20 protein-coding genes and 1 tRNA gene are annotated in these 20,001 nt (G+C 35.0%); 2 read left to right on the forward strand and 19 right to left on the reverse strand.

Annotation, left to right across the window (positions count from 1 at the left end; translation table 11 throughout):
• Positions 1–12 precede the first annotated feature (12 nt).
• Entirely contained in the window at positions 13–819 is an 807-nt protein-coding gene (locus BVF91_RS03610; RefSeq protein ID WP_085112139.1) for an undecaprenyl-diphosphate phosphatase, read from the forward strand.
• Positions 820–857: 38 nt separating this feature from the next.
• Here BVF91_RS03610 and BVF91_RS03615 read toward each other — a convergent pair whose 3' ends face one another.
• From BVF91_RS03615 to BVF91_RS03630, 4 genes are all read right to left on the reverse strand, one after another.
• Positions 858–1,379, reverse strand: a complete 522-nt coding sequence (locus tag BVF91_RS03615) for an O-acetyl-ADP-ribose deacetylase (RefSeq protein ID WP_085112140.1) — start codon at positions 1,377–1,379, stop codon at positions 858–860.
• 66 nt (positions 1,380–1,445) lie between these two features.
• Positions 1,446–2,096 (reverse strand): ABC transporter substrate-binding protein, encoded by a 651-nt coding sequence (locus tag BVF91_RS03620; protein WP_085112141.1) that lies wholly within the window; start codon positions 2,094–2,096, stop codon positions 1,446–1,448.
• Positions 2,097–2,115: 19 nt separating this feature from the next.
• Positions 2,116–2,850 carry a glycerophosphodiester phosphodiesterase gene (locus BVF91_RS03625; protein ID WP_085112142.1) on the reverse strand — a complete coding sequence of 245 codons (735 nt, stop codon included), beginning with the start codon at positions 2,848–2,850 and terminating at the stop codon, positions 2,116–2,118.
• An 11-nt stretch (positions 2,851–2,861) separates the two neighbouring features.
• Positions 2,862–4,538: a B12-binding domain-containing radical SAM protein gene (locus tag BVF91_RS03630; RefSeq protein WP_085112143.1), complete on the reverse strand. Its 1,677-nt coding sequence runs from the start codon at positions 4,536–4,538 to the stop codon at positions 2,862–2,864.
• Positions 4,539–4,673: 135 nt separating this feature from the next.
• Between BVF91_RS03630 and BVF91_RS03635 the strand changes: the two genes are divergently transcribed.
• Positions 4,674–5,900: a M48 family metallopeptidase gene (locus BVF91_RS03635; RefSeq protein ID WP_085112144.1), complete on the forward strand. Its 1,227-nt coding sequence runs from the start codon at positions 4,674–4,676 to the stop codon at positions 5,898–5,900.
• Between the two features lie 143 nt (positions 5,901–6,043).
• Here the strand turns inward: BVF91_RS03635 and BVF91_RS03640 are convergent.
• The 15 genes from BVF91_RS03640 to BVF91_RS03710 all read right to left on the reverse strand — a co-directional run bounded on the left by BVF91_RS03640 (position 6,044) and on the right by BVF91_RS03710 (position 19,943).
• A tRNA-Pro gene (locus tag BVF91_RS03640) sits at positions 6,044–6,119 on the reverse strand.
• Positions 6,120–6,166: 47 nt separating this feature from the next.
• Positions 6,167–7,645, reverse strand: a complete 1,479-nt coding sequence (gene spoIVA / locus BVF91_RS03645; RefSeq protein WP_085112145.1) for a stage IV sporulation protein A — start codon at positions 7,643–7,645, stop codon at positions 6,167–6,169.
• Positions 7,646–7,746: 101 nt separating this feature from the next.
• On the reverse strand, positions 7,747–8,739 hold the full coding sequence (locus tag BVF91_RS03650) for an NAD(P)H-dependent glycerol-3-phosphate dehydrogenase (RefSeq protein ID WP_085112146.1): 993 nt from the start codon (positions 8,737–8,739) through the stop codon (positions 7,747–7,749).
• Between the two features lie 14 nt (positions 8,740–8,753).
• Positions 8,754–9,350: a glycerol-3-phosphate 1-O-acyltransferase PlsY gene (gene plsY / locus BVF91_RS03655; RefSeq protein WP_085112147.1), complete on the reverse strand. Its 597-nt coding sequence runs from the start codon at positions 9,348–9,350 to the stop codon at positions 8,754–8,756.
• 16 nt (positions 9,351–9,366) lie between these two features.
• Positions 9,367–10,686: a ribosome biogenesis GTPase Der gene (der, locus tag BVF91_RS03660; protein ID WP_085112148.1), complete on the reverse strand. Its 1,320-nt coding sequence runs from the start codon at positions 10,684–10,686 to the stop codon at positions 9,367–9,369.
• Positions 10,687–10,690: 4 nt separating this feature from the next.
• Positions 10,691–11,992 carry a DUF512 domain-containing protein gene (locus BVF91_RS03665; protein ID WP_085112149.1) on the reverse strand — a complete coding sequence of 434 codons (1,302 nt, stop codon included), beginning with the start codon at positions 11,990–11,992 and terminating at the stop codon, positions 10,691–10,693.
• Between the two features lie 51 nt (positions 11,993–12,043).
• Positions 12,044–12,508, reverse strand: a complete 465-nt coding sequence (locus BVF91_RS03670; protein WP_085112150.1) for a DUF3189 family protein — start codon at positions 12,506–12,508, stop codon at positions 12,044–12,046.
• The gene (locus BVF91_RS03675) at positions 12,505–12,966 is read right to left on the reverse strand and encodes a DUF3189 family protein (protein WP_240495796.1); all 462 of its coding nucleotides are present in this window, start codon (positions 12,964–12,966) and stop codon (positions 12,505–12,507) included. The genes BVF91_RS03670 and BVF91_RS03675 overlap by 4 nt, the downstream gene beginning before the upstream one ends.
• Before the next feature lie 37 nt (positions 12,967–13,003).
• Positions 13,004–14,137 carry a stage II sporulation protein P gene (gene spoIIP / locus BVF91_RS03680; protein WP_464850152.1) on the reverse strand — a complete coding sequence of 378 codons (1,134 nt, stop codon included), beginning with the start codon at positions 14,135–14,137 and terminating at the stop codon, positions 13,004–13,006.
• A complete protein-coding gene (locus BVF91_RS03685; RefSeq protein WP_085112151.1) occupies positions 14,118–14,834 on the reverse strand; it encodes a DUF1614 domain-containing protein in 717 nt (238 codons plus the stop codon). The genes spoIIP and BVF91_RS03685 overlap by 20 nt, the downstream gene beginning before the upstream one ends.
• An 81-nt stretch (positions 14,835–14,915) precedes the next feature.
• Positions 14,916–15,572: a phosphate signaling complex protein PhoU gene (gene phoU, locus BVF91_RS03690; protein ID WP_085112152.1), complete on the reverse strand. Its 657-nt coding sequence runs from the start codon at positions 15,570–15,572 to the stop codon at positions 14,916–14,918.
• Positions 15,573–15,585: 13 nt separating this feature from the next.
• On the reverse strand, positions 15,586–16,335 hold the full coding sequence (gene pstB, locus BVF91_RS03695) for a phosphate ABC transporter ATP-binding protein PstB (protein ID WP_013787856.1): 750 nt from the start codon (positions 16,333–16,335) through the stop codon (positions 15,586–15,588).
• Positions 16,336–16,372: 37 nt separating this feature from the next.
• On the reverse strand, positions 16,373–17,260 hold the full coding sequence (gene pstA / locus BVF91_RS03700; protein ID WP_085112153.1) for a phosphate ABC transporter permease PstA: 888 nt from the start codon (positions 17,258–17,260) through the stop codon (positions 16,373–16,375).
• Positions 17,257–18,162, reverse strand: a complete 906-nt coding sequence (gene pstC / locus BVF91_RS03705) for a phosphate ABC transporter permease subunit PstC (protein WP_085112154.1) — start codon at positions 18,160–18,162, stop codon at positions 17,257–17,259. The genes pstA and pstC overlap by 4 nt, the downstream gene beginning before the upstream one ends.
• Before the next feature lie 101 nt (positions 18,163–18,263).
• Entirely contained in the window at positions 18,264–19,943 is a 1,680-nt protein-coding gene (locus BVF91_RS03710; protein ID WP_085112155.1) for a methyl-accepting chemotaxis protein, read from the reverse strand.
• Positions 19,944–20,001: the final 58 nt, after the last annotated feature.

Genomic DNA, 20,001 nt, shown 5'->3' on the forward strand with positions numbered 1-20,001 from the left:
AGTCGGTATCTTATGATTCTTTTAATCAAAGCTTTTATACTTGGTATCGTAGAAGGCTTGACTGAATTTCTGCCTGTATCTTCAACAGGCCATCTGATCATCGTTGGGGATTTATTAAACTTTAAAGGTGCCTATGCCACAATGTTTGAAGTGGTCATACAACTAGGTGCTATACTTGCCATCGTATATTATTACAGAGAAAAAATATGGAATTCTCTTAAAAATCTAGCACCTAATAAATGGGGATTCAGATTATGGCTTAAGATCGTCATCGCTTTCATTCCATCAGCAATTTTAGGACTTCTGCTAAATGATTTTATCGATAAACATTTATTCTCACCTTTTACAGTATCAATAGCACTTGTGATAGGTGCAATAATGATGATTATTGTAGAAAACGCATTTTCCAACTATAAAATCGATGACATGGATAAAGTAACCCCAAAAAAGTCTTTTTGGATTGGAGTTGCACAATGTATGTCCCTATTCCCCGGTATGTCAAGATCGGCATCGACGATTATGGGTGGCATGATGGCAGGGCTATCAGTAAAGGCTGCTGCAGAGTTTTCATTTTTCTTGGCTATACCCACAATGTTTGGTGCTACAGTCGTATCACTTCATAAAGGAATAGCTACAATGACATCTATAGAATGGGAAGCTTTAGCAGTAGGTTTTATAATGTCATTTATAGTTGCCTTGATAGTTGTCGACAAATTTCTGTCGTACCTTAAAAGTCATCCATTAAGACCTTTCGCTTACTACAGATTGATAGTAGGAATAATCATGATAGGACTTGTGTTGACAAACATAGTAAAATAAGAATTTTTTAGCAGGCCAATATCTGGTCTGCTTTTAATTTATAATTCATCATAAGCCTTTGAATATACATCATAATCATTATCACTATAAAGGACAAATCTCACTTCTTTGATTTGACTTTTGTCAAGGTAATCAGACACTGCCCTTAAAGCAATTTTTGCAGCCCTTTCAACAGGAAATCCATAAGCGCCTGTGCTTATAGACGGAAAGGCAATTGTCTTTAAATTGTATTTATCAGCTATTTTCAAACTCTCTATGTATGCGCTGGCTAATAAGTTGTCCTCGTCATTATTCCCATCTTTCCAAATTGGGCCGACCGCATGTATAACGTAGCTTGCTTTTAGATTACCTCCGTGTGTTATTACAGCTTTTCCGGTTGGACAACCACCTTCTCTATCTCTTATTTCTCTGCATTCTTCATCTATGACTTTCCCGCCAGCTCTATGTATAGCACCATCTACACCGCCACCACCTAAAAGACCAGAATTGGCAGCATTTACAATTGCATCAACCTCTTGCTCTGTTATATCACCTTTAAGAAGCTTTATTTTTTCTTTCACACTATCACCTCGTCAATATTCACAATAAGCAAGTTTTGAAAATACATTCATAGTATACATGAAAAACTACTTTATATCAAGAAGCCATTTAAGGAATTTTACTGACAAGTCTTTGTTTTTAGAATTAGATAGCACAGCAACTATCTTGTCATGATAATCATATCCAATCCCATCTAAATATTTATTATCTTTGTTGAGATAAATGCCATATGTGCCAGCTTTGACATCTTTTGAAGCAGGAAGTTTCTCTGTGTCCAATCCACTTAAATCAAGATTTTTTACAGTGTCAAGATTTAAAAACGCTCCTTGATTTCCTAATGCATAAAAATTATCCTTGTCAAGCGCTATGACATCCACTTCTTCAGCAGAAATTTTGACCATAAGTTTTTGTACAGATGTGGGATCAAGCTGAAATTTTCCGTCACTGCCTTTTGTCAACATGTAAAATTCAACCAATGCTTGATTTTTCCCCTTATCAGTTCCTAAAAGTTCTTTTGTGATGGTATTCTGAAAATTCATTTCCTTATCAAAATTTATCGATGTTCCTATCATTGAGAAGTCAAATACGTAATTTTTGTTTGTCAAAATTGAATTGACAAATGATGCAACTATAGCTACAACGATAATCCCTACTATTATGTGTATCTTATAATAATCCCAAATGTACTCTACCTTTTCTTTAAATGTCATATCTTTCATCCACTTGTTTGATTTCATACCATATCCTCCTGTAAAACTAATGTAGTTTTTTCTCTAAATCAATCAGTTTTAATGGATCATTAGTGATTATTCCATCAACGCCCAATCGAATCATGTTTTTCAAAAGTTCTTCATCATCAATGGTCCATGGAAACAATTTGACATTATTCGATTTGCAGCCTTTCACAACCTCAGGTATTATATTTACATAAAATGGATGAAGCGAATATGCGTGCATCCTATTTGCAATATGCCACGGTTCTACAAGTCCACACTCATACAAAAGTCCAATGTTAAGCCTTGGCTCAATCTCCTTCACTGTCTTTAAGCTATAATGATTAAATGATGATATTAAAACCAAATCCTCAAAATTATAATCAAATACGCAGTTGACCAGTTTCTCTTCTATCCCCGGATATGATATCAAGCCACTTTTTATCTCTATGTTTACCAATATGCTCTTATTTCCTAATAGCTCAAAAACCTCTGCTAAAGTAGGTATTTTCTCATTCATATAACTTCTGCCAAATTTTATTCCTGCGCTTAGCCTTTTAAGCTCTTTCAACGTATAGTCCTTAACATATCCTATTCCGTCAGTTGTCCTATCTACTCGTTCATCGTGTATTACCACAAGATATCCGTCTTTGCTAAGCTGTACATCCAATTCTATTCCGTCTGAGCCTGCATCAACAGCTCTCTTAAATGACGACAGCGTATTTTCCGGAGCGTTTTTAGAATCACCGCGGTGTGCTATGACAAGCGTCTTTGACATACTACCCCACCTTAAACATTTATTTTTGCACAATATGTTTTATCATCACAGTGAAAGAAGGCTATGTACACATTTCCTCCTTCTATATTTAAAACATCATGCTTAAAAAAGCCTATAGAGAGATTCTTATTTTTTTCAGAATTAGACATGCCAACTGCTGCCGGCAGATTGCGCTTTAACCATTCATCATTCCGCAACAATGATTTTACTTCATCTGGTACTTTTTTATCCTCTTTAAGGCAATCAGGATATGCCTTATTATTAGTAGAGTACAAATAGTCAAACCTTAAATAATCTTTAAAATAATCAGTATCTACACCTTCCGAAAAGGCAAATCTATAAATAATATCAAATAAATCATTTAAAGAATGCTTTTTTCCATAAAATCCGTTTTCTTCCCAAAAACAATTCAAACGGCTATACAATTCAAACGGATCTTTAAAAAAATCAAGCAAAAATCTTAATGACATTTTAAATTTCCCAGAATTGTAATACTTATCTACTAAGAAAGCGATATTTTTAAGCTCATACAGCTCCATGTAAGATATTGTATTGGTCATCAGAACTTCATACGGAGGATCACTTTTATATTTGATGCCATAGATATCTTTGTTTTTTCTAATTCTGGTCCCTTTTAGAAGCTTTAAAAAGCCCAACTGAATTTCATCAGGATTTAACTTATACACGTCGTTAAAAGATTTTACAATCGAATCAAAGTCATCGCCAGGCAATCCAGCGATTAGATCTACATGCACCTTTACACCTGCATTGATGATAAGTTTTATGCCATTTAACGCACCACTAACGTCTGGATTTCTCGACACGTTCTTTAAAGTTTCCTTGTTAGTCGTCTGTATGCCTACTTCAAATTGAATTCTGTCTTCTATGCCTTTTAAGCTATCTATAAACTCTTGATTGACTAATTCAGGATTAACTTCACAATGAAATACTGTGTCGCTCCTCATACCCCTTATTATGTCTAATATTTCTACTGCTCTTTTTATATTGCTGTCAAAAGATCTGTCTATAAGTTTTACAATTTTTGCGCCCATGTTTGTCAGTTTCTCTAAATCATCTCTGACTTTTTCAATGCTGGCATATCTCAACTTATTATCAAGAGATGATAAGCAATAAGAACATCTAAAAGGGCACCCTCTGGATGTCTCATAATACACAAGCTTATTGGAAATATCCTCCCCACCATAAGGAAATGGAATATCGTCCAGACAAACATAATCAGTATTTTCTCTTAATATTACTTTTCCATCCTTCATATAACTTATGCCATTTAAGTCATACACATTTTCGCCATTATGGATTTTTTGTAGAAGATTTTTAAAAGTTGCTTCCCCTTCGCCTAACACAATAAAATCTGCAACACCAATTTTCAATAAATCATCTGAATCAAAAGATATTTCAGGTCCTCCAAGAACTATTAAAATATCTTTATTGACCTTTTTTATGTATTCACAAAGCTTCAGCACTTTATCTATATTCCATATATAGCAAGAGAATCCAATGACATCAGGCCTTTTGTTTAGGATATTATGTAGAATTAAATCCAAATCATCATTTATGGTCATTTCCAAAAGCTGGATGTCAATGGGTTTACAATACAGCTTAATATTTCTTATGGCTAAATTTGTATGGTAATATTTAGCGTTTAATGCTACCAGCAGTGTCTTCATTATTGCACCTTCCAATGATAAATCTATATTAATTATAGCACATACATACAAAAATAAAGTAAAATAATTTTAAATCCATCTTTGCATATAATATAATATATTCATGGTAATAATCCGTAGAAAGAGGTGATTAGATTGTACGTAAAGTTTAATAAAATATGGTTTTTGCTGACATTTGTTGCATTGTTATTTTCATCTTTGTACATATATTACACGCTTACACCTAATATCGTATCTCAAGACGTATATAAATTTTTTTCACACTATACAGTAGAAAAATCTATCCCATACCACAAAGAAAATAGATTATTGTATATTTCTTCTTTTTTAGTTCAATTGATTTTTTTGCTTTGGTTTGTTTTCGGTGGACTCTCAATTAAATTATCAAAAATATGTGAAAGAATCAGTGGAAAGCATTATTATCTAAGTGTATTCATCTTTTTTCTATTATTGTGGATAATTTTAAAGTTGTTATCACTGCCATTTAGTTTCTATTCATACAGACTACAAGTAAAATGGGGATTCTCCGTGCAGACAATTCAATCATGGTGGTTAGATTACATTAAAAACTCGCTAATAGATATTGTTCTATCCAGCGTAGGAATAGTTTTGCTATTCTTTGCTATAAATAAATTTCAAAAAACTTGGTGGGTATATGCATCCATATTTCTTACTGCTATGTTATTTTTGCAAAACTTTATTTGGCCGTCTTTTATAGCACCTATGTTCAATAAATTTACACCTATTACAGATCCAGCCATCCTTAGCATGGTAAATGACATATCAAAAAACGCAGGAATAAAAATTGACAGAGTCGAAGAAATGGATGCCAGCAAGCGAACGACACTTGCAAATGCGTATTTCTATGGTTTTGGCAACACAAGTAAAATAGTCCTTTACGACACGCTGCTAAAAAAATATCCGCAGGACGAAATAAAAGCTGTAATTGCCCACGAAGCCGCCCATTGGAAAGAAAATCACGTTTTAAAGAGCATAATAATTGGTTCATTTGGGATCTTTATAATATTCTTTATATTTAATATTCTTTTAAAGACGAGTATCATCAAAGCGCAAAGCCTCAGATATAGTCCCTATATAATCTCAGTGTTTTATCTTTTTATGTTGCTTGTCAATTTTGATACAAATCCAATTCAAAATTTTATATCAAGGCAAATGGAAAGACAAGCTGATTTGCTTTCCGTACAATACCTCCATGATAAAAATGCAGTGATCAAGTTGCAGGTAGATTTAGCAGAAAAAAGCTTATCCGATGTAGAACCTCCAAAATTCATCGAGTGGTTTTCTTATACGCACCCCAGTGCCATGAATAGAATTAGAGCCGTTGAAAAATCTAAGATATAAAAACAAATTGCGAATTAAGCAACAAAATAACCACTCCTTTAGTCGAGTGGTTAAGTAATTTCAAATATGTTTTTGTATTTTATATTGACCATTTTATTTTTTGTCCTGTGGATAACTCTTAAAACCCGCATGACTGTAAGTAATGGTCTGAGTGACTGGATTTGAACCAGCGACCTCCAGAACCCCATTCTGGCGCGCTACCAACTGCGCCACACCCAGACATCTTACAATAGTATTATAAAACGTAATGTCTAAAAAATCAAGTATCACAATATGATGCAGATTATGCCGCCACCTCCATCATTGACGATTCGCTCAAGCGTATCCCTTAGCCTCATGCTTACATTGTCTGGAATCTTGCCAAGCTTGTTCTGCATCCCTTCTTTTACAAGATCGCTTAGAGATTTCCCGAATATATTTGATTCCCAGATTTTATCCGGATCATTTTCAAACTGTTCTGTAATGTATTTGACGAAATCTTCGCTTTGCTTTTCTGTGCCAACAATTGGCGATACTTCAGTTGTAACATCCGTTCTAAATATGTGAAGGGAAGGTGCAGATGCTTTAAGCCTTACAGCGAAGCTGCCACCTTGTCTTACTATTTCTGGCTTTTCAAATTCCATGTTATCTATGCTGGCAGGAACAACACCTACGCCTTTTTTCTTAGCATCTTCAATGGCATCCTTTAATTTATCGTACTCAGCCTTTGCATACGATAACTCTTTCATCATTTTCATAAGATCTCTGTCACCGCGTATTTCAAGGCCGCATTCATCACTTAATATTTTAAAGAAAAGGCCTTCCTTTGTCTTTGCTTCTATGTCTGCAATGCCTTCACCTGGATCTATCTTTTTAATCACTACATCAGCCATGTGTTCATTGGACTTTATGGCATCAACTGTCTTTTTTATATCCCTCAATCTAAATAAGTCATCTATACTTTGTTTAACTGTACTCATTATGCTTTGTTTTAACCAGTGCTCATTTTCAAGCACATCCACCCATCTTGGCAGATCAATGTTAAGCTCTGTAATTGGAAATTCATAAAGCACTTTTTCAAGTATATTTTTAATATCAGCCATGCTCATCTTAAGCACATTGACTACAACCACTGGTACGTCGTACTTCATTTCCATATCTTTCGCTAATTTAACTGTGTCGGCGTCATCTGGATGTGTGGAATTCAATAATATTATAAATGGTTTATGTATTTCCTTTAACTCTTTTACAACTCTTTCTTCCGATTCTACGTAGTTATCTCTTGGTATCTCTGTAATACTTCCGTCTGTCGTCACAACCAATCCGATTGTTGAATGGTCATTTATTACTTTTTTTGTTCCTATTTCAGCAGCTTCTTCAAATGGAATTTCATAGTCATACCATGGAGTTGTAACCATCCTCGGTTTATCGCCTTCTAGATATCCCATTGCACCTTTAACCATGTATCCTACGCAATCCACCAATCTTACACTGAAACTGGTGTTTTCGTTTAGTGAAATTTCTACCGCTTTCTCCGGTACAAATTTAGGCTCCGTAGTCATTATTGTCTTACCTGCTGCGCTCTGAGGCAACTCATCCTGGACTCTCTCTTTAAGGTTTAAATTGTCGATATTCGGCAATACCAATATATCCATAAATCTCTTTATAAATGTTGATTTCCCAGTACGAACAGGACCTACGACGCCTATATATATATCGCCTTCTGTTCTTTCTGCTATATCCTTATAAATATCGTAATTTTCCACATCATTTCCCTCCTTCTTATAGATAAATATAGTTTTTATACTTTAACACTACATATATATGAGGGAAATAGACAATTATGAATAAAAAAGAGGACACAATTTTATATGCCCTCCATCTCATGCTTCTTATTGCGTGTCATCAATGAATATACAGCTTCTCTGGGATTTTTACCTTCAAATAGTATTGAATAAATTTCATTAGTTATTGGCATCTCAATGTTATGAATTTTAGAAAGTTCGTAAGCTGATTTCGTCGTATTAACGCCCTCTACAACCATTCCGATTTCATTTAGCGCTTCGTCTAATGATTTGCCTTGCCCTATTTTTATGCCAGCCTTTCTGTTGCGGGAATACATGCTGGTACATGTTACAATAAGATCTCCCATGCCTGTCAATCCCAAGAATGTAAGTGGATCGGAACCTAATGCAACACCTAAACGAGTGATTTCAGCAAGTCCTCTTGTCATAAGTGCAGCCTTAGTATTATCCCCAAAACCAAGCCCGTCTGATATACCAGCACCTAATGCAATGATATTTTTAAGAGATCCACCTAATTCAACGCCTATCAAGTCTTTATTTATATACAACCTGAAATTTTCATCCATCATTACATCTTGCACATATTCACATGCATTTATATCGCTTGATGAAATAACACATGCTGTAGGTATGTGCCTACAGACTTCCTCAGCATGGCTTGGTCCAGAAAGCACCACAACAGGATTATCCACTATCTCTTGTATAACCTGAGACATCCTTTTTAAACTGGAAGTTTCAAGACCCTTTGCTAAATTTACAATTATTGCCGACTTGTCAATTAACCCTTTTATCATTTCTACCACATATCTTACTGCGTGTGAGGGAACTGCTAAAACTATTATTTTCTTGTTTTTAACTACATGACTCATGTCAGTAGTTATATCAATGCTTTTTGGCAATTTTGCATCAAGGTACTTTTTATTATAGCCCGTTTTTTTGATTTCTTCCATCTGGTTTTGATCTCTCGTCCACATGCAAACATTGTGGCTCATAGAATCCAAATGAATAGCCATTGCTGTTCCCCAACTGCCTGCACCTAATACTGCAACGTCCATTTGTAAATCCCTCTTTACTTTATATTTGTTTTTTGTCCAAATTTCGATTCGGTTCCATTGAGTAATCGTTTTATATTCGCTCTGTGCTGGAACACAGCCATTGATGTAATCAGTATTGCAAACACCAGCATATTAGATGATTTGTAATAGATAATATTAAAAATGAGAAATGAAACTGCTCCTATTATAGAACCAAGCGAAACATACTTGCTGATAGTGATAATAGCAATTCCTATTATAAGCGACAAAACCGCAATAACAGGACTTATGGTCACAATAGCTCCAAAGCTTGTAGCTACTCCTTTACCACCTTTAAATCCCAAGAAAACAGGCCAATTGTGCCCCATTACTACTGCTATTCCTGCAACATAACCACCTATATTCCCAGCAATAAACCTACCAAGAAGTACAGCTAAAACTCCTTTTAATACATCAGACAAAAACACAAAAAAAGCGACTTTAAATCCAAGAACCCTCATGACGTTTGTAGCCCCAGCATTTCCACTGCCGTACTTTCTTATATCGGTTTTTTTGATAAAATTAGTAAAAAAATAAGCACTGTTAAACGACCCAATTAAATAGGCAAGTATAGCGACTAATGCTATCTTCACCGTAGATTCACCTCCTTTACTTTTCGCCTTTTTTTCTAACTTCAATTTTTAATGGCACGCCTTCAAATCCAAAATTATCTCTCAGTGTATTCTCTATAAACCTCACATACGAAAAATGCATTATCTCCGGATCATTTACAAATACCGCAAACGATGGTGGCTTTATGCCAAATTGCGTCATGTAGTACACTTTTAATACGCGGCCTTTTTCTGCAGGTGGCGGATTTATAAGCAATGCTTCACTTATCACATTGTTTAACGTACCAGTAGAAATCCTCTTATTGTACTCTCCCCAAACGCTATTTATTAGTTCAAAAAGCTTATTCAATCTTTGCCCGGTTTTGGCTGATATAAACGTTATTGGCGCAAAACTCATAAAAGAAAACTTCTCCCTTATAAGCTTTGTATATTCATTTACGGTGCTGTTGTCTTTTTCAATGAGATCCCATTTGTTCACCGCAATTATCATTGCTTTATTCTGTTCAAAAGCATAACCGGCAATTTTTGTATCTTGCTCAGTAGGACCTTCAGTAGCATCTATTACAAGAATGCATATGTCAGATCTATCAATTGCAGATAAAGCCCTCAAAACGCTATATCTTTCAATCTTATCTTCTATTCTTCCTCTTTTCCTCATTCCTGCTGTATCGATTATGACGTATTTTCTGTCATCTTTTTCAAAGTACGTGTCAAGAGCATCTCTTGTAGTACCAGGTATGTCGCTGACGATGGCCCTTTCTTCGCCCAATATCTTATTGACAAGAGAAGACTTCCCTACGTTTGGCTTCCCTATAAAACATATTTTAATAGTTTCTTCATTGTATTCATCTATATGATCAGGTATATTTTCAATGACTTCATCCAACAAATCTCCTATGCCTAATCCATTAGATGCTGATATTGCTATTGGCTCTCCAAAACCAAGTCGCATCGAATCATAATAGCTAATAGGCATTTCTTTAAAGTTGTCAACTTTATTCAATACAAGCAAAACTTTTTTGCGAGATTTCCTCAACATAGTTGCTATGTCCTCATCAACAGGACTTACGCCTTCTTTTCCATCAATTACAAATAAAATCAAGTCAATCGTTTTTAAAGCAGCTTCAACTTGCATCTTTATTTTCGAAAAAAACTCATCTTCCGAATCTGGCTCAAGCCCTCCTGTGTCAACCAATATAAACCTTTTATCCATCCATTCCGTCTCATAGTAAATTCTATCTCTGGTTACACCAGGTTGATCTTCAACTATCGAAATGCGCTGTCCAGTTATCTTATTAAAAAGCGTCGATTTCCCAACATTTGGTCTACCTACAATTCCTACCATAGGATATGCCATCGTATCACCTTCCAATTATCTTTTGTATAAATTTTTTACCATCTACTTCGGAAACTAATACTTTTGTATTAAGCTCCTTTTCAACATCATCTATTGTCACATCATCTAAAAATGAATCAGTACCTTCTTTTATCATGGAATCAGGTATTATTAAAGTTTCACCATTTATTTTACCTTTCAACTGATTTATAATATCGCTGCCTGTTATAAGACCTGAAACAGTTATCTTTTTGCCAAAGAAATTATTAATTATTGGAACGACTTTAATATCTACACCTTTTTTATCCAGCATATAAACAAGTTCCTCAATAAATTTATATGCTGACACTCCCGTTATAACACAAAAACTATCTTTAGACTTCACATCTCCAATTTTTTTGTAGTAATCTACAAACTGCTTTTTAAACATGGCCATAAGGCCTACACCATTTTCAATCTGCGGAAAATTCTCATACGCATTATAATCAGGTATGTCTACGTCTGCTAAAACGTAAAATTCATCCGCTGCAAATACAAATGATGTTTTTATATCACTTTTCAATCTTTTCTGCCACTTAGATATTTTATTTAATACATCTTGTGCTCCTTCTTTATCAAATGTTTTAAGCTCAAAAAGCCCTTCTCTATGGTCCGTAAGTCCAACCGGCACCACCGCAACTGATTTTACTCCCGGAAAAAGCTTTGACAGATCCTCAATAGTCTTATCGAGGATTTGCCCGTCGTTGAGCCCAGGACACAAGACTACTTGGCAGTGCACCTCAATGCCGTTTTTAATAAGCTCCTTTATCTTGTCTAAAATCCCTCCGGCATTTGGGTTTCTCATCATCCTTTTGCGGATTTCATCATCTGTAGCGTGAACAGACAAGTATATTGGAGACATCTTATACCTTATAATCCTGGAAAACTCTTCATCGCTTACATTAGTAAGCGTCACAAAATTGCCTTGCAAAAAAGACAAACGATAATCATCATCTTTGAAGGCCAAACTATGCCTTACATTCTTAGGCAACTGATCGACAAAACAAAAAACACACTTATTCCTGCAGTGTTTTAGCTTATCTATGATCCCTGTCTCAAAAATAAGACCCAAGTCATCATCGTAATCTTTCTCAATCTCGTAAATATATTCCTCTCCATCTTCCTTCTTTATTAAAAGCTCTATATTTTCATTAGCTATTTGAAACTTATAATCTATTAAATCTGTTATTTCACTGCCATTTATCGATATAAGCGTATCACCTGGCTCAATCCCCAATTCATCAGCAATGCTATCTTTTAGTACATCTTTTATTTTATGGTATGCCATTTAATATCCTCCTACTAATCATCCAATAATATTATGAATTAATAGAAGGACTTAGTCAAGCTCTTTTAATTTTGACTTCACACTGTTTACTATGTCTAAAAAGTTTTTGTACTTTTTTATTATTCCATAGACAGTAAAAGGTCTGCCAATAGATATCATTTTAAATCTCCTGGATGTCATGCCACCAAACTTCGTCATAAGTCCAATAGCTGGCAATGTATCAATAAGCATTATTTCTTCTTCATGTATGCCAGATTCCCTTAAAAAACTTTTTACAGCCTTCATCATGATCTTTCTCCCGCTTTTGGCTCCAATTGCGTACACATCATTGTTAAATTCATCAACACCCATGTAAAATGGAATACCTATCTGATTACCTTCTGTCATATCATAATGAGGTAAAGACAGGAATTCTTCAAAAGCAGGAATCCTATCATTAGGAAGAAATCCAACGTGTATCGCTGCCGCTACAATGGATGAATGAGCACTTCCATAACAAACATAAGCTATAATCATGCTTTCTCCTCAATACCATCTTTTTTAAATTCTTCAACCAAATTTTTAATTCCATCAAAACGCTTAATTAACCAATTATATAAAATTTCATCAGAAATCTTTTTTAAAAGCACAATCTTTCTTATTGGAAAAATAAATTTAAGATATTTTGGTTCATACATACTTGTATCTATAAATATTAATCTGTCATACTCCAAATTGTAAATCTTTCTAAGCCCTTCTAATGTCTTTTTTATGTTATCGCTAAAACTTTTCATGCCTATGACATAAACCTCATGTAAGTTTTCATCAAACCCTATGTATTTTAGTTCACCGTAGTCTAAGTCAAGCATTTCTGGCAAAGAAAATATAGTATCTTTTGATACTTTATCTTTTAAATATCCTATATGAATATACGCTGCAATGACAGATGAAAAACATCCGTAATAGCTGTAGTATACTATTTTCAGTTTTATCACCACACTATAAAAATGGTGCTTTTTAGCACCAATCAGATTACTTTTTATCTTTATTGAAAATTCCTAAAAAACTGCTGAATTCTTTCTTTGTATAATCTTTTATCTTTGACATCATCTCTCGTCCACCTGTACTTAAAAACATAAATCCTACAATCGAAAAAACGGCTACACCTATAAGGATCCAAATGCCCCAGCCTGCAGAATTGTTTTGTGACGCCGTTCCTTTCTGTGTATTAGTCAAAGTCCCAACTTGTTTCTTCTCATCTGCACCATATACAGCTTTGGTGAGAACGTCAGCCATAAATTTGGCTGATTCCTCTGCTCTTTGCCTTGTATGCGTATCTGTGCCAAATTCCAACAATAACGAATTAGGAGTTAAATCTTGATTGTAATCACCGCTTCCGTAAAAAATATCTTTTATCAAATTAGGATATTCCTTGTCTGCTATTGCTTTTATCCGAAAAGCCAAGTCTTGGTTTGCTTTTAAATTTGCGTTTGTTCTACCTAAAACAAGTCTAACACCTGTCGCATTTGTACCTGCTATTTTTCGTATATAATCTTGGTACGGTGCAGCATCTCTGTGTATATCAAGTAGCAAGTCAGGCCTATCGTTTTTTAAGATTTTTAATGCACCAACTCGAGAGCGCCTGTATGCCATTGCATCATGCGGTAAATAAAGTGTCTCATCGACAAATGTTTTAATACCCTTCTTTGACAGCGCATTGCTTAACGACGCATCAACTTTATATATGCCTCCATGTCCATAAATGCTGGCAGTTCCATCTGTGGGTATATACGATTCATCGCTGTGTGTGGAGTACATTGCAATTTTTCTCTCGCCAGTTTTTTGAGCCATTGCTTGAGAAACTTCTTCTATGTTGACATCAGGAAGCTTTACCGTCTTTAAATACGTCGCATAAGCTTTGTCATTTTTTTTATCGACTTTTATTATCTTATACATTTTATTGTCATGTGATAAATACATATCATTTACCTTTAAGTCCCAAGAAATCCTAAAAAGCACATCATTCGTCTTGTTTAGATATACCGTATAATATCCACCGTCTTTACCGCTCCAATCATCAGCGTTTATCTTTACAAATGAAAAAGATGTAACCAATACTGTAAATAATATAAACACAATCGCTTTTTTATTTCTCATCTGAATCATCACTGTCCTTTTTGCGATATTTTTCTCTAATAGCTTCAATATCATCTTCGCTTAAAAGGCTGCTGGTTAAATGCGGTTCTGTACCCTTTTTTGATGTACCTCCTTGTATTTTTTCCCTTGTTTCACCAAGTATCTCAGAGAAAAATACGGCCACTATCATTGATATGACTACAGTATCAAATGCACCTGCCCCTCCTACAGAAATCGTACCTGGTCTTGCCAAAATTATATTTGTAAGACCTTCTGCCAAGTCGCTTAAAATGACTCCCATAACACCGGCGATAAAAGCACACCTTCTTGATCTGCCAAACAAATAAGCGATCAAACCACTGATAATACCGTAGACATAGTTAGGCTCTATAAACATAGCTTCTGGTTCACTGGGCAGCAACTTTCCAGCCAGGTAAACAGCAGTTCCCGCCAATATAGATGCCACTACAGCATTTATTCTTTCAATGCCTCTTTCCGCTCTAATGAACAAATATACTGCAACGGCCGCTGGTATCACAGCACCTCCTATGTTTATAGATATCTTTCTCCCTAACGGTATATCTGGCAAAAATGTACCAACTATCATACCCATTATGATTATAAGAGCCCATGTATCTGTCATTTTCATCCTGTCTAAGGCTCTATGGGCGAATCCAAAAAGAACAAATAGACCTGTTATGGACAATATTATGTAAGCAAGTGGCATTTAACATCACCTCGATTTATATCTTTTGCAGTATTAAAAAAAGTATACAAAAAAAACACCTAAAAAGGTGTTTTTAATTTTTTATTCATTTAGGTCTATATGCTGCCCACTATCAAGATATATTACCCATTCGCATATATTCGTCGCATGATCTGCTATTCTCTCCAAGTATCTAGCCACAAATAAGAATTGTGCAGCTTGATCGATGTTTTTGGGATCTTCTATCATATACGTAAGAAGCTCCCTAAAGATCTGCTTGTATAGGCTATCGACAATATCATCTTTTTGATTGATGGTCTTTGCTAATTCTGTATCTTGATTCACGTAAGAGTCGAGAGACAGCTTAACCATCTCTCTCACGATGTCGCTCATCCTTGGTATGTCAATAAGAGGCTTAATATACGTCTGATGTGCTATCCTGAGCGTGGTTTTTGCTATGTCTACCGCATGATCTGCCATTCTCTCCAAATCAGTGTTTATCTTTAGACCTGTAAGGACAATCCTAAGATCTCTTGCCAACGGTTGCTGTGTCAGAATTATCCTGGAGCATCTATCGTCAATTTCCACTTCTTTTTCATCTATCCTGTCATCTTGATCGATTACCTTCTGAGCCATTTCTACATCGTGGTTTATTAAAGATAATATGGAATTTCCGATAGCTTCTTCAACCATTGCACCCATCTTTAAGATGTCGTAATGCAAATCTTCTAACTCTTTTTCAAAGTGTGTCCTATTCACAATAGCACCTCCTTTAACCAAATCTTCCTGTTATATAATCCTCTGTACGCTTGTCACGGGGATTATAAAATATATCCTCGGTTTTCCCCGTCTCGATTATCTCGCCGTTTAAGAAAAATGACGTTGAGTCAGACACCCTTCCAGCCTGCTGCATATTGTGTGTCACGATAACTATAGTATATTTATTCTTCAATTGGTCGATTAATTCTTCTATCTTCATGGTTGAAATCGGATCGAGAGCAGATGTCGGCTCATCCATCAATATTATCTCTGGCTCAATAGCTAATGTCCTTGCTATGCACAATCTCTGCTGCTGACCGCCTGATAAGCCTAATGCAGAATCATTAAGCCTATCCTTTACTTCATCCCAAAGGGCTGCATCTTTTAAACTTTTTTCGACTATCTCATTTAATATTTTCTTATTTTTCTGTCCGTGTATTCGCGGACCATATGCGATATTATCGTATATGGTCATTGGAAAAGGATTTGGCTTCTGAAACACCATCCCTACCCTTTTTCTAAGCTCTATCGCATCAACATCTTTGTATATATTTTGATTGTCTATCATGACAGTTCCTTTAATAGTCACACCATCTATAAGGTCATTCATCCTGTTCAATGTCCTTAAAAAAGTAGACTTCCCACAGCCAGATGGACCAATTAAAGCCATAACGCTATTTTCTTCTACATCGATATTTATTTTTTTAAGCGCCTGCATCTGACCATAAAATAAATCAAGATCCCTTACTTCAATTTTTTTCATGAAAAAGGTTTCCCCTTTCTATAATAATTATATTGCATTATTTTCCGCCTGTCATCTTTTTATATAAAACATTACCAAGCCAACGAGCTAAAATGTTAAACACCAACACTATTATGAGAAGAACTGCCGCTGAACCATCAGCAATTTGTCTGGCATCTGGTGCAAGCCCTTCACTGTTGACTTTCCAAATATAAACAGCCAAAGTCTCAGCAGCTCTAAATGGATAAAATGGAGAACCTGGCACTAAAGGATTTAAAACTTTAAAATTAAGCATAGGTGTACTCATGCCAGCCGTGTATAAAAGCGCAGCAGCTTCTCCAAAAATCCTACCAGAAGTAAGTATTATGCCTGTCACAAGTCCTGGCAAAGCAGATGGAACCAACACTTTTACTATCGTTTGCCACTTAGTAGCGCCTAATGCAAAACTTGCTTCCTTTAATGAAGATGAAACGCTTTTTATGGCGTCCTCACTGACTCTGGCCATAACAGGCAAATTTAATACAGTAAGGGCCAATGCACCTGACATCAAGGAATACCCCCAATGAAGCATATTCACAAAAATTAAAAGGCCAAATAATCCTACCACAATCGATGGTAGCGAAGACAATGTCTCTGTCGACAATCTGATTAACTCAGTTACTTTGCTGGGTCTTGCATACTCTGCCATGTAAAGTCCTGCACCAACTCCAATTGGAACTGAAATAATGAGAGTTATCACTAAAAGCAACAGTGAATTAAATATCTGTGGAGCTATACCTCCACCTTTCTCCATGAATTTTGGAGGCGTCAATATAAAATGCAAATTTAACTCACTTCTGCCTTGATACAATATATAGCTTATAAGAGATAAAAGAAAAAGCACTATGACTCCTGCCACAACGTAAAAATATATAGTAGCCAGCTTATCGTAAAATTTTGATTTCATTTGTACATGCTCCTCCTGCCAACAAGCCTTATTATGAGAATAAATCCAAACGATATTAGCAGCAACAATAATGCCAAGGACCAAAGGGCATTATTCCAAGTTGAACCTGTCACCGTATTTGCCATATCCATAGTGATAATAGATGTAATCGTGGACATAGGCTGCAAGAACGACAAAGGAATCGCTGGGCTGTTTCCGATAACCATTTGAACTGCCAAAGCCTCGCCAAAAGCACGAGCTAACCCTAATACAATTGCTGTAAGTATACCTGACTTCGCAGCAGGCAATATTACCCTTCTAATCGTCTGCCATCTCGTGGCACCAAGTGCATAAGAAGCTTCCCGTATCTCCCAAGGCAATGACTTAATAGCATCCGTACTGACGCTTGTTATCGTTGGAAGAACCATTATCGTCAATACTAATATGCCTGCCAGCAGGCTAAAACCTAACCCGCCAATGTGCTTACTTATGAAGGGAACTAAAACGGTAAGTCCAATCCAACCGTATACGACAGAAGGGATGCCAACGAATATCTCCATCGCAGGCTGCAATAAGTTTCTTCCAAGTTTTTTTGCTATTTCAACCATGAAGATAGCTGCTGATATGCTAAGAGGTGTGCTTATCAAAATGGCAAAAACTGAAACAAACACAGAACCTAATATGAACTGAAGCGACCCTATGGCAGGCCCTCCTTGACTATTAGGTCTATCTGGTTTCCATGTGGTTCCAAAAAGAAATTCGCTTACAGAACGTTTATCAACAATAAACGTTGAAAGCCCTTTTGTTGCAACAAAGTAAAAAATAGAAACAGTGATGACTATCAATAAAAAAGCACAAATAAAAGCATACGTTTTTCCAATCTTGTCAAAAACCTTTCGTCTTTTGTCATACTTTTCAGACATTTTTTACCTCCTGATATGAATTTTCGACAATACTTTAATTATAGTATCAAAATAAAAAAAAATATTCATTAAGGTAATGTAAAATTTATGTTAATTTTATGTTAAATATTAAAATCTTTTACTGATTCATTTAACAATTGAGCATAACCGATTAAATCATTTGTGGCTTTTTCCAGATTAATTATCATCTCATACTCTTCATCAATATTTTTCTCCACAGCACCGGCATTTTGATTAAAACTAGCCGATATTTCTTTTACTATTAACGCATCCGACATTATTTTTTTAAGATTTTCCATTACTTTTTTTATGTACTCTTCTAATTCTAAAATATTCTCTTTTGTAATCTTTATATTCATATAAATGTCATTAAAATTTTCTTCTGCTTTTTTACTTATGGACAATCCTTTAGCAATTACATTTTTTTCTTTTTCTATTCTGGTATTAGCACTGTAAATTTCATCTAACACTTCAGATAAGATAGTCGATGCTTGTACAATAGCATTTTCAGAATCTACGGATAATTTCCTTATTTCATCAGCAACAACCCTAAATCCTCTCCCGTGCTCTTTAGCTTTTGCAGCCTCAATCGCCGCATTTAACGAAAGCAAGTGGGTCTGTTTTGATATGTTTTTTATGATATCTACGATATCATTAATCTTTTTTGAATTTACCACCAATCTTTTAAATAATTCATAAGTATCATGAACACTTAAACTAATTTCTTTCATGTTTTCTGCAACATTTTCGATTGCGCTTAAACCCATCACAGCAGTTTCGTTCATGACTTTGGCAGAACTTACTGTTTTATCTACATTTGACATCATCAAATTAGCTGCTGATTCAATCTCAAGAATGTTATTCGCCGTATTTTCTATGGCAATCTTCTGTTGCTCAGAGCCTGATGATATTTCTTTCATGCTTTCAAAGATTTCTTTTGTCTTTTCTATTGATTTTGCGGAAACATCTTTAAAAGTTTCTGCATGTGTATTCAAGCCTTCAATGATTTCGTAAATATTTTGTACTATATCTCTTAAATTAGAAACCATGTAACTTACACTATTTGAAATATTAACTATTTCAAAACTTCCTGTCTTAATATCAGATACTATTTTTAGATCTCCATTTGAAATTTTGCTGAAGACCTTCTGCAATTTAGTTAAAGGCTCTGTAATTCCTTTAGTTCCAATCATTGATAGTAGAAATGCAAGAATTAACGAAAATAAGCCTATTAATAAAGTTGCATTCCTTATTTCATACACAGGTTTCAAATAAGCATTTTCACTGACAACAATCACGTATAGCCAATCCTTTTCAATAACGTATCTATAGCTTATTAATACATCATTGTTGTTCAGCTTTGTATGTACTAACCCGTTGTTTTTCTTAAACATCTCAGCGATTTGCGATCTACTGATTACATTGCTTTCCTCTCTTTTTAAACTGCCATCCTGCCATCTTATGGAATCAAATTGTCTATCAAACATGTAAATTTGTGGTTTAAGCCCTCTTGTATTATAAGAAGCTTTTTCGCTTTCAATGACATATTGAAGTTTCGCTCCAAATTCACTTGAATTGTACGCTCCTTCTAAAAGTGATATTTGATTTATCATAGTTTTTGTAGAACTTAATAAACTGTTTTGTATGTCATTAACTATGTAATTTTTTGTAATTGTATATGTAGTAAATCCCACAATTGTTATAGATATTAATACGAGAATTGAAAAAAGAAGTATCATCTTTGTTCTAATTCTAAGACCAGATATACTCAATTTCTTCATCTATTTCTCTCCTAAACATAAGAGCCAGTATAAATACCAGCTCTTATAAAATATATTT

This window comes from Thermoanaerobacterium sp. PSU-2 (assembly GCF_002102475.1).
In the GTDB taxonomy this organism is placed as follows: domain Bacteria; phylum Bacillota; class Thermoanaerobacteria; order Thermoanaerobacterales; family Thermoanaerobacteraceae; genus Thermoanaerobacterium.